The 11,142-nt window shown below is 71.7% G+C and carries 7 protein-coding genes and 1 pseudogene; 5 read left to right on the top strand and 3 right to left on the bottom strand.

The features are described from left to right. From SACPADRAFT_RS32815 to SACPADRAFT_RS0212555, 4 genes and pseudogenes are all read left to right on the top strand, one after another. Positions 1 to 689: pseudogene (locus SACPADRAFT_RS32815) on the top strand (hypothetical protein); the annotation flags it as partial. An 84-nt stretch (positions 690 to 773) separates the two neighbouring features. Continuing rightward, positions 774 to 5,783 (top strand): NAD-glutamate dehydrogenase, encoded by a 5,010-nt coding sequence (locus SACPADRAFT_RS0212565; RefSeq protein WP_040924288.1) that lies wholly within the window; start codon positions 774 to 776, stop codon positions 5,781 to 5,783. Between the two features lie 58 nt (positions 5,784 to 5,841). Beyond that, on the top strand, positions 5,842 to 6,324 hold the full coding sequence (locus SACPADRAFT_RS0212560; protein ID WP_007024968.1) for an acyl-CoA thioesterase: 483 nt from the start codon (positions 5,842 to 5,844) through the stop codon (positions 6,322 to 6,324). 25 nt (positions 6,325 to 6,349) lie between these two features. Then, entirely contained in the window at positions 6,350 to 6,991 is a 642-nt protein-coding gene (locus tag SACPADRAFT_RS0212555; RefSeq protein WP_007024967.1) for a DUF8010 domain-containing protein, read from the top strand. 19 nt (positions 6,992 to 7,010) lie between these two features. Here SACPADRAFT_RS0212555 and SACPADRAFT_RS0212550 read toward each other — a convergent pair whose 3' ends face one another. After that, the gene (locus SACPADRAFT_RS0212550) at positions 7,011 to 7,661 is read right to left on the bottom strand and encodes a DUF305 domain-containing protein (RefSeq protein WP_028662427.1); all 651 of its coding nucleotides are present in this window, start codon (positions 7,659 to 7,661) and stop codon (positions 7,011 to 7,013) included. Positions 7,662 to 7,809: 148 nt separating this feature from the next. Here SACPADRAFT_RS0212550 and SACPADRAFT_RS0212545 point away from each other — a divergent pair, with 148 nt between their 5' ends. Beyond that, positions 7,810 to 9,207 carry an LVIVD repeat-containing protein gene (locus tag SACPADRAFT_RS0212545; protein ID WP_007024965.1) on the top strand — a complete coding sequence of 466 codons (1,398 nt, stop codon included), beginning with the start codon at positions 7,810 to 7,812 and terminating at the stop codon, positions 9,205 to 9,207. An 89-nt stretch (positions 9,208 to 9,296) separates the two neighbouring features. Here the strand turns inward: SACPADRAFT_RS0212545 and SACPADRAFT_RS0212540 are convergent, their stop codons facing one another. Next, on the bottom strand, positions 9,297 to 9,695 hold the full coding sequence (locus tag SACPADRAFT_RS0212540) for a globin (RefSeq protein WP_007024964.1): 399 nt from the start codon (positions 9,693 to 9,695) through the stop codon (positions 9,297 to 9,299). A 73-nt stretch (positions 9,696 to 9,768) separates the two neighbouring features. After that, positions 9,769 to 10,773 carry a mechanosensitive ion channel family protein gene (locus SACPADRAFT_RS0212535; RefSeq protein WP_007024963.1) on the bottom strand — a complete coding sequence of 335 codons (1,005 nt, stop codon included), beginning with the start codon at positions 10,771 to 10,773 and terminating at the stop codon, positions 9,769 to 9,771. Between the last annotated feature and the right edge of the window lie 369 nt (positions 10,774 to 11,142).

The following is an 11,142-nucleotide window of genomic DNA, read 5'->3' as shown; positions in this document are numbered from 1 at the left end:
GGTCCGTCCTGGACCGGCTCGGCATCTCGCCCGGTGCGTCCGGGGGCAGACGCCGGGCCGCGGACGGCGACGGGCACGAACCCACCGACGGAACCGCGGACGGAACCCCCGGCGTCCCGTCCGGGAACCCGCACGGCGGTCGGCGCGCCGCCGGGGAATCCGCACCCGCGGGCGGTGCGGACAACACCCCGGGCGGTGGCGACGATCCCCCGCGGCAGCGTCCCGCGCCGGACACCGTCCCGTCCGCGGAGGAGACCTGGCTGCCCCGCCTGAAGCTGCCCCCGTCGCTGGCTCCGGTCGACAACGTCGAGAGGTTCGTCGACGACGCGGCAGGCCGGGACGGCCCACCCGCCGCGGACACCGGCGGCGCCGATACCGAAGTCGGCGCGGGCGGGCCCGACCGCGCCGACTTCACGGGCGACCCGGCCGCGACGGTGACGTTGTCGGCGGTGCCGTCGGACGGTCCGTCGCCCGGTGAGGCCCCCCGTTCCCGTACGGGGGACACCGGACCGGAGGCGCCCCGGGACGATCCGCCCGCCGACGCGGGGCTCGCGGAGCTGCTCGCCCGTGCGCTGGCCGAGCACCAGGCCGGGACCTCCAGCGCCTCGGCGCTGGTCAAACAGCTCGGGGTGGACGACGACCGGGATCACCACTCCGGGGTGAACGGGAGACACCGCGGCGAAGGGTGACGCCCACGCCCCCGTGCCGTCCACGGTCGTGGCAGAGTGGCCCGTATCGCTCACGACAGTGTGGTCACGCGAGGACTGTGGAGAATGGCGTTGTCTGACAGGAGCCCGGCCGGGGTGCCGGCACGAACCGGTAGCACACAGCGGACGGTCGCGACGGCGGCACCGCCGACCCGCTCGACGTCCCCGTCGGCACCCCGCAATCCGGACCATCTCCGCGACCAGCTGGTCGAGGCCGCCGCCGCGCAGGCGCCGGACATCGCCGACCTGATCCGGCTGTACTACCGGCTCGTGCCCGCCGAGGAGGTCCTCTCCGACGACCCCGGCGAGATCGTGGGTGCGGTCCGGGCGCATCTCGACCTGGCCGGACAACGCGTGCCGGGCCGTCCGGTGGTCCGGCTGTTCAACCCCGGCGCGGTGGGTGCGGGGTGGACGCGCGAGGCCACGGTCGTCCAGATCGTGACCGACGACATGCCGTACCTGGTCGACTCGGTGGCCGCCGAGTTGTCCCGCAGCGGGGTGCAGGTGCAGCGCATCCTGCATCCGATCGTGGTGGTGAGCAGGGACGTCACCGGTGCGTTGCGTCAGGTGCACCCGAAGGCGGACGTCGCCGAGCCGCCCCCGGGCGCGATGGTCGAGTCCTTCATGTACCTCGAGATCGACCCGGTCAGTGACCCGTCCCGGACCCGCGACCTGGAGAACGCGCTGATCCGGGTGCTCGGCGACGTCCGCGAGGTGGTCGAGGACGCCGAGAAGATGACCCGGCAGGCCCGGACCGTGGCCGGGAGCCTGCGGGAGTGCCCGCCCCCGCTGCCGGCCGGGGACGTCGACGAGGCCGCGGATCTGCTGACGTGGCTGGCGGCGGGGCACTTCACCTTCCTCGGCTACCGGCACTACGAGGTGGTCTCCGATCCGGAGTCGGACGGGGCCGTGCTGCGCCCCGCGCTGGCCTCCGGCCTGGGCGTGCTGCGCCAGGACAGCGACACCGCGCGGGCCCTGACCCGCGGGCCGGAGGCGGCGTCCGCCGTGTCGTCGGCGACGCTGCTCGTGCTCACCCACGCCAGCGCGCAGTCCACGGTGCACCGTCCGGTGCATCCGTACTACGTGGGCGTGCGCACCTTCGACGACACCGGCCGGGTCACCGGGGAGCACCGGTTCCTCGGCATGTTCACCTCTTCGGCGCTGCACGAGGACGTCCTGGACATCCCGGTGATCAACCACCGGGTGCGGGAGGTCATCCACCGGGCGGGTTTCCCGCTGGAGTCGTACTCGGGCGGGCGGATGCTGGAGGTCCTCCAGAACTGGCCGTTGGCCGACCTGCTGTCGGCCGACTCCGAGTCGCTCTACGCCACGGCCACCGGGGCGATCACGCTGGCGGACCGGCGGCTGCGGTTGTTCCTGCGCACCGATCCGTACGGACGGTTCTTCTCCTGCCTGGTGTTCCTGCCGCGCGACCGCTACACCACCCGCTCGCGCCTGGCGATGCAGGACGTGCTGCTCGACGAGCTGGAGGGCACCGGGCTGGAGTACAGCACCCGCCTCGGCGAGACCCTGCTCGCGCAGATCCACTTCACGGTGTACACGGCCCCGGGAACGGCGTCCGAACCGGACACCCTGCACATCCAGGAACGCCTCAACGAGGCGGTACGTACCTGGGACGACTCGATGGTCGAGGCGATCCTCGCCGAGCGCAGGACGCGCGCCGCGGACGGCAAGGCCGTCACCCTCGCCGGTGAGGAGTCGGCCACCGAACTGGGTCAGCGGTACGCCTCCGCGTTCCCCGAGGCGTACAAGGAGGACTTCCCGGCCGACACCGCACTGGCCGACCTGCGCCGGCTCGAGGCGCTGAGCGGACCCGACGACCTGGCGATGGCGTTCTACGTGCCCCCGGACGCCCTCGCCGGACAGCGCCGGTTCACGCTGTACCTGCGGGAGGGCGTCACCCTGTCGGCGCTGCTGCCGATGTTGCAGCACATGGGGGTCGAGGTGATCGACCAGCGCCCGTACGAGGTGCAGACCACCGACGGGACCCGCTGCTTGATCTACGACTTCGGCCTGCGGATCGAACCGCGGATGCTGGACGAGCTCGACGAGTGGGCCGAGAACGATCTCCGCGAGCGGTTCCAGGCCGCCTTCGCCGCGGTGTGGCACGGGTACGCCGAGAGCGACGGGTTGAACGCGCTGGTGCTGCGGGCCGGACTGACCTGGCGGCAGGTCGCCGTGCTCCGGGCGTACTCCCGGTACCTGCGGCAGGCCGGGACGCCGTACTCGCAGGCCTACATCGAGAGCGCCGTGCTGACCCACACCGACATCACCACGGCACTGGTGCGGCTGTTCGAGCTCCGGCTGGACCCGGCGGGCGACGCGGGCACCCGGGAGGCGGAGACCGAGACCCGGGTCGCCGAGCTCGGCACCATGATCGACGCGGTGACGAGCCTGGACACCGACCGCATCCTGCGCAGGCTGCTCTCGGTGATCGTGGCGACCCTGCGCACCAACCACTGGGTGACCGACACCGACGGCACGCCGCGGCCCTACCTCGCGCTCAAGCTCGACCCGCAGCAGGTCCCCGACCTGCCGGAGCCGCGCCCGGCGTACGAGATCTTCGTGTGTTCCCCCCGGGTGGAGGGTGTGCATCTGCGGTTCGGCGCGGTCGCCCGGGGTGGGCTGCGGTGGTCGGACCGCCGGGAGGACTTCCGCACCGAGGTCCTCGGTCTGGTCAAGGCGCAGGCGGTGAAGAACGCGGTGATCGTGCCGGTCGGCGCCAAGGGCGGATTCGTGGTGAAGAACCCGCCCGCGCCCACCGGCGATCCGGGCACCGACCGGGAGCGGCACCACCGGGAGGGCGTGGCCTGCTACCGGATGTTCATCTCCGGGCTGCTGGACCTCACGGACAATCTCGTCGACGGCGTCACCGTCCCGGCTCGGGACGTGGTCCGGCACGACGGCGACGACAACTACCTGGTCGTGGCCGCCGACAAGGGGACGGCCACGTTCTCCGACATCGCCAACGAGGTGGCGACCGACTACGGGTTCTGGCTCGGGGACGCGTTCGCCTCCGGCGGCTCCCAGGGGTACGACCACAAGGAGATGGGCATCACCGCTCGGGGTGCGTGGGAGAGCGTCAAGCGGCACTTCCGCGAGCTCGGCCTGGACACGCGGCGCGACGAGTTCACCGTGGTGGGCATCGGGGACATGGCGGGGGACGTCTTCGGTAACGGCATGCTGCTGTCCGACCGCATCCGTCTGGTGGCCGCCTTCAACCACCTGCACGTGTTCCTCGACCCGGACCCGGACCCGGACGCGTCGTACGCCGAACGTGCGCGGCTGTTCCGGCTGCCCCGGTCGTCCTGGGAGGACTACGACCGCTCCGTCCTCAGCGAGGGCGGCGGGATCTACCCCCGCAGCGCGAAGAGCGTGCCGGTCACCCCGCAGGTGCGCCGGGCGCTGGGCCTCGACGCGGACGTCACCAGCGCGTCCCCGGCGGAACTGGTGCGGGCCATCCTGCTCGCCCCGGTGGATCTGCTGTGGAACGGCGGGATCGGAACCTACGTCAAGGCGGAGACCGAGACCCACGCCGACGTGGGCGACAAGGCCAACGACGCGGTCCGCGTCGACGGCGGGCAGCTGCGCACCCGGGTCGTGGGGGAGGGCGGCAACCTCGGCCTCACCCAACGGGGCCGCATCGAGTACGCCCGGACCGGCGGCAGGATCAACACGGACGCGCTGGACAACTCGGCCGGGGTGGACTGCTCCGACCACGAGGTCAACATCAAGATCATGCTGGACGAGCTCGTCGCCGGCGGGGATCTGGACACCGACGCGCGCAACGAGCTGCTGGAGAGTATGACCGACGAGGTCGGCGATCTGGTCCTGGCCGACAACTACCGGCAGAACACCGTGCTCGGGGTCGGCCGGGCGCACGCGGCACCCATGCTGTCGGTGCACCGCAGGCAGATCGCGGCGCTGGAGGCCAAGGGCGCGCTCGACCGCGAGCTGGAGGCCCTGCCCGACGACGCCGGGTTCACCGAACTGGAGAACGCCGCGGAGGGGTTGTCCTCCCCGGAGCTGGCCACCCTGCTCGCGCACGTCAAGCTCGACCTCAACGACGAGCTGCTGGCCGGGGACCTGCCGGACGCCGAGGTGTTCGCGGGCAGGCTGCCGGAGTACTTCCCCGAGCCGCTGCGCCGGGACTACGGCACGGCGCTCGGCAGGCACCCGCTGCGGCGGCAGATCACCACGACCCTGCTGGTCAACGAGGTCGTCGACGGTGCGGGGATCTCCTACGCGTTCCGCCTGGCCGAGGAGCTCAACGCCACCGCCACCGACGCGGTGCGGGCGTATTCCGTGGTCACCGGCGTGTACGACCTGCACGCGGTATGGGCCGCGATCGCCGAGCTGGACAACCTCGTGCCCACCGACACCACCGACGCGATGGTGCTGCAGACCCGGCGCCTGCTCGACCGGGCGGCGCGGTGGTTCCTGACCAACCGCCCGCAGCCGCTCGCGGTCGCCGCGGAGCGGCACCGCTTCACCGATGCCGTGACCGGGCTGGCGCCCGTGCTGGGCGACCTGCTGCGCGGCGAGGACGCCGACGTGGTCCGCCGGGAGACCGATGCCCTCACCGCGCAGGGGGTTCCGGACGGGCTCGCCCGGCGCGTGTCGCTGTTGCTGCCCAGCTACTCCCTGCTGGACATCGCCGAGGTGGCGGAACTGGCGGAGCAGCAGGGCGGGCCCACCGACCAGCGTGGTCTCGCCGAGACCGCCGAGCTGTACTACGCGGTGTCCGACCACCTCGGCATGGACCGGATGCTGCGCTCGGTGAACGAGCTGGAGAGGGGCAACCGCTGGCACGCCCTCGCCCGGCTCGCGCTGCGGGACGACCTGTACTCCTCCCTGCGGGCGATCACGCTGGACGCGCTGTGGCAGAGCGAACCCGGCGACAGCGCCGCCGACCGGATCGCGCAGTGGGAACAGGCCAACTCCTCCCGGCTGGCCCGGGCCCGGGTCACCCTCGACGAGATCGAACGGTCGGGCCGGATCGATCTCGCCACACTCTCGGTGGCCGCGCGGCAGATCCGGGGTACGGTGCGCTGAGAACGCGCACGCCGGTGGGTTCCGGCGTGCGCCGGTGCGCGCCGGGGGAGGAGTCGGTATGGGTGAGTACGTGGCCCACGTGCGTCCGCGGTGGTCGGACATGGACGCCTTCGGGCACGTCAACCACGCCCGGCTCGTGACGGTGCTGGAGGAGGCGCGGGTGCCGCTGCTGTTCGGCGGCGGTGCCGGTGCCGGGACCCGGGACGACGGCGGGGACGGCTCCGGCTCCGGCGCGGACGGTCCCGCCCTGGGGGAGTTCGCCCGCGGCATCGTCGTGGTGCGGCTGTCGGTGGACTACCGCACGCCGATCGTCGTCGACGGCCGGGACGTCCGGGTGGGGATGGTGCTCACCGAGTTGCGCAACGCCTCGTTCACGCTGGGATACACGGTGCACACCGGGCCGGGCGAGAGCGATCCCGTGGCCGCGACCGCCACGACCGTGCTCGCTCCGTACGATGTGGGCAGGAACCGGCCGCGGCGGCTCACTCCCACCGAGCGGGCGTTTCTGGCCGAGTACATCCCGAGCGGACAACCAGCGTGACGGAGCCCGTCGAGGAGAACCCAGCGTGACCGAACTGCGTATCGCCGATCCCGCGGACCGGGACAGCCTCGCCGCGTTCGTCGCGCGGGCGGTGCGACTCGACGGGCAGGCCGTCGTGCGGCTGCGGATGCGCACGGCGGACGTGCTGGAGGCCTGGGTGTCGACGCCGTTCGAGGTGCTCGTCACCCGGGCCGTCGCCGGTGCGGTGGAACCCGGCGACATCAGTGTCTCCGGCAACGAACTGCTCGCCGCGCTGACCGTCACCCCCGGTGAGTCGATGGACCCCGGGCCGTCGCGGGACCTGCTCTGGCGGTCGGAACTGCCGACCCACGGAGGCGCCGACTGGCGGGCGGTGGACGATCTCCCGGTGGGCGTCGTCGCCGAACTGGCCGACCGCGGTGTGACGCTCGCCCGGGAGAACGTGGGGCCCCAGGGCACCCCGCCCGCGTCGTTGATGGACCAGACCGTGCTCACGGTGTCCGGTGCGGACCTCGAGGTGGGGGTGCCGATGCGGTGCCTGTTCGCGCTGTCCGGCATGGGGTTCGTGGATTCCGCACTCACCGACGACGTGGTGCGGGTCTCGGCCACCGGCGGGTGGTTGCGGCTGGACGCCCGCTACGGCGCGGTGCTGCGCCGCAGGCACGCCCTGCTGCCGCTGCTGGTCTGAGCCGGCCACGGGCCACCGGTCATCCGTCGAGCATCCCGTTCATGGTCTCGATCTCGGCGGTCTGGGTGGTGATCACTTCCTGCGCCATGTGCAGCGCGTTCGGCTCCACCCCGTCCGGTAGGTAGTTCTCCGCCATGGTCAGCGCGCCCTCGTGGTGGGTGATCATGAGTTCGAGGAACAGCCGGTCGAACTCCGCCCCCTCCGCGGCACGCAGGGCGTCGAGCTGCTCCGGCGTGGCCATGCCCGGCATCCGGCCGTGCGCGTGGTCCTGTCCGTCGCCGCCCTCGGGGGCGTTGCGGTCCAGCCAGGCCTGCATGGCGTCGATCTCCCCGGCCTGGGTGACCGCGATCCGCTCGGCCAGGGACGCGACCGCGTCGTCGTGGACCCGGTCGGGCACCAGGTCGGTCATCGTCACCGCCTGCTCGTGATGCGGGATCATCATGCGCATGTAGCGGATGTCGGCCTCGGTGACCTCGACCAGTTGACGCTGTCCGGTCGCGCTGCCGGGCTCCACCGTCCGCGCGGATTCCCCCGGGCCGCCCGGCACGATCACGCCGGGAGCGGTGCCTCCGGCGTCCGCACCGGTCCCCGCATCCCCCGTACACCCGGCCAGTCCGACCGCCACGACGACGGCCAGGAACGGCATGCCCGCTCTCGAAGCACCTCGCATGCCGGTCAGCGAACCGCCGGTCGGAAGCCCGCGTCAAGATCCACGCCGGTTTCACTGCGAAGAACCCTCCGTTCGTCGCTATCGCCCCGCGACCGGCCGCACCGACAATTGCCACTCGCCGAACAGCGGTGGGAAGGAGTGCGTCGCAGTGAGAACACGCAGACGTGGACGGTTCGGCACGATCGTCGCCGGGGTGACGGCGCTGGCCTTCGCGGGGGTCGGCGCCCCCGCGGCCGTGGCGCAGGACGACATCCCCGATGTCGACGAGGTCGTGCACAGCAAGAACATGCAGCAGCGGGCCAACATCCCGAAGCAGGCGCCGTTCGACACGCAGAGCGCCTACGGCACCGACATCGCCTTCACCGACGACCACGCGATCGTCGGCAACTACGACGGGTTCGTCGTCTACGACGTGAGCAAACCGCACAAGCCGCGCATCGTGAGCCAGGTGCTGTGCCCGGGCGGGCAGAACGACGTGTCCGTCTCCGGTGACCTGCTGTTCCTGAGCACCGACTACGCCCGTTCGGACGCCTCCTGCTCCAGCGAGCCGGCCTCGGCGGCGGACGCGGGCTCGTGGGAGGGCATCAAGGTCTTCGACATCAGCGACCTGACCTCGCCCGAGTACGTCTCGGCGGTGCGCACCGACTGCGGCTCGCACACCCACACCATGGTGCCCGCGCCCGAGCGCGACTCCGTGCTGCTGTACGTGTCGTCGTACTCGCCCGCGCCCGAGCTGCCGAACTGTCAGCCGCCGCACGACAAGCTCTCGCTCGTCGAGGTTCCGGTGGACACCCCGGAGAACGCCGAGCTGGTGTCCGAGCCGGTGTTGTTCCCGGACGGTGGCAACCCCGGCAACGGCTACACCCGCGCGACCACCGGGTGCCACGACCTGACCGCCTACCCGGAGAAGGACCTGATGGCCGGCGCCTGCATGGGTGACGGGGTGCTGCTGGACATCAGCGACCGGATGAACCCGCGGGTGATCGACCGGGTGCAGGACAACGAGAACTTCGCGTTCTGGCACAGTGCCACGTTCAACAACGACGGCAGCAAGGTCGTGTTCACCGACGAGCTGGGCGGTGGCGGGATGGCCACCTGCAACGCCGACGTCGGTCCCGAGCGCGGCGCGAACGGCATCTACGACCTGACCGGCCGCGGTGACGACCGCGCACTGGAGTTCCGCAGCTACTACAAGATCCCGCGGCACCAGGCGGACACGGAGAACTGCGTGGCGCACAACGGGTCGCTGATCCCCGTGCAGGGCCGCGACATCATGGTGCAGGCCTGGTACCAGGGCGGCGTGTCGGTGTGGGACTTCACCGACTCGGACAACCCGACCGAGATCGGCTACTGGGAGCGTGGCCCGCTCTCGGACGAGAACCTGATGATCGGTGGGCCGTGGTCGGCGTACTACTACAACGGCCACATCTACTCGTCGGACATCCAGAAGGGCCTCGACGTGCTGACGATCCGCGACCCGCGGACCGCCCCGGCCAACTCGGTGCGCTTCGACGAGTTCAACGCCCAGACCCAGCCCTCCTACTGAGGGCCCCCGGGCGCTGATCCGGCGCACGCCGGGAACGGGCCGGGCCCACCACTCTCCCCGTCGGGGTGGGTGGCGGGCCCGGCCCCGTGTCACTCGAAGCTGTTCATCAGCGAGTGCGCCGCCATCTCCAGGTACTGCCAGAGCTGGGAACGGTAGGGCTCCTCGATCCCGGACTCGTCCACGGCGATCCGCATCGCCCGCAGCCAGGCGTCCCGCTCGATCGGCCCGATCTTGAACGGCATGTGCCGCATCCGCAGGCGCGGGTGGCCGCGCCGGTCGGAGTAGGTGTGCGGGCCGCCCCAGTACTGCATGAGGAACAGCCGGAGCCGTTCCTCGGCGGGGCCCAGATCCTGTTCCGGATACAGCGGACGCAGGACCTCGTCCTCGGCCACCTCGGCGTAGAACCGGGCGACGATCCTGCGGAACGTCTCCTCGCCGCCCACGGCGTCGTAGAAGGTCCCGGGGTCCGGTGTCGGGGCACTGCTCACGTCAGCCACGCCTCCATTCTGCCGTGCGGGCCGGTGGTCCCGGCCGGGGCGGTTCCGCCTTCCGGGCGCGGGCTCAGACCGTGCCGGTCTCCCCGTTGCGCGCCTGTGCCGAGGTGAAGAACCGACCCAACGGCGGTTCGACGCCCTCCCGCTCCAGGGCACGCATGATCTCCGCGCGCAGCGCCCGTTGCACGGCCCACTGCCTGCCGGGGCGCACCTTCATCGTCGCCCGGAACTGGATGCCCTCGGCGGTGACGGTCTCGACGCCGAGGACCTCGGGCGGCTCCATCACGTCCGGCGCGATCGGCTCTCTCGCCGAGGCCTCCTCGGCCACCTGCTGCATGAGCGCGGTGGTCTTGGGCACGTCGACGTTGTACCCGACCGGGATGTCCACCAGGGCGACGGCATAGCCCTGGCTGAAGTTGCCGACCCGGAGCACCTCGCCGTTGCGGACGTACCACACCGTCCCGTTCAGATCGCGCAGCGTCGTGATCCGCAGTCCCACCGACTCGATCGTGCCGACGGCCTCCCCGACGTCGACGACGTCGCCGACGCCGTACTGGTCCTCCAGCATCATGAAGATCCCGGAGAGGAAGTCGCGCACGAGATTCTGCGCACCGAAACCGACGGCGACGCCGACGATCCCCGCCGAGGCCAGGATCGGTGCCAGGTTGATCCCGAGCTCACCCAGGACCAGCACGAACGCCAGACCGAAGACCACGAAACTGGTCAACGACTTCAGCACCGACCCGATGGTGCGGGCCCGCTGCCGTCGCCGTTCCAGGACCACCGGTCCGAGCACCTCGGGGGCGTGCTCGCGCATCGGCTTCAGCAGCGCGGGCAATCTGCCGTTGCCGTTGATGTCCTCGATGCGGGTCAGCCGGTCGATGATCCTGCGGACGACCAGCCGGATCAGCACGGCCCCGAGGACGATCAGGAGGATGCGCAGCGGTTTCGCCACGAGCCAGTCCGCCGAGGTCGCCAGCCACTCGTTGCCCGTGGCCCGCCACACCTGGGCGCACCAGGACCCCGCCGACTCCTCGACGCACGCGGGTGGCTGGGTCGGAAACTGTGTCACGTCCCGGGTACTCCTTCCTCCGGTGTGGGCCTGTTCGTTCGGCGGGGCTCGTCGCGGCCGGGCCCGGGACACCGACCCGATCGGGTGATCTCCGGTGTCGCGGACGGTCGTGTGTACCCCGGGCAACCGTACTCGGGGCCGACTCCGTCCAGAACACGCGTGCGTTCCGGGTGCCGTGTGTGGTCGACTGGTACTCGAGCAGGCTGCACCGTGGAGGTGGTCGAGTGCCTGACCGACAACCCGGCCCCCGCGGCGTCCCGGTCCGGGATCCGTCCGGGCCGGCGCCGGAGGCGACACCGTGCCCGTCGCGGCCGGAGACGACCCCGCGCCCGTCGCGGACGGGGGCGGGTCCGGTCGGTGGGGAGGGGC

It is taken from the genome of Saccharomonospora iraqiensis subsp. paurometabolica YIM 90007, from assembly GCF_000231035.2.
Lineage (GTDB): Bacteria > Actinomycetota > Actinomycetes > Mycobacteriales > Pseudonocardiaceae > Saccharomonospora > Saccharomonospora paurometabolica.
The sequence above is the reverse complement of the archived record's forward strand: the minus strand, read 5'-3'. Positions and strand labels throughout refer to the sequence as shown.

Coding starts and splice junctions, on each gene's coding strand:
- SACPADRAFT_RS0212565 (WP_040924288.1), top strand. CDS start 774: ATGGCGTTGTCTGACAGGAGCCCGGCCGGGGTGCCGGCACGAACCGGT.
- SACPADRAFT_RS0212560 (WP_007024968.1), top strand. CDS start 5,842: ATGGGTGAGTACGTGGCCCACGTGCGTCCGCGGTGGTCGGACATGGAC.
- SACPADRAFT_RS0212550 (WP_028662427.1), bottom strand. CDS start 7,661: ATGCGAGGTGCTTCGAGAGCGGGCATGCCGTTCCTGGCCGTCGTCGTG.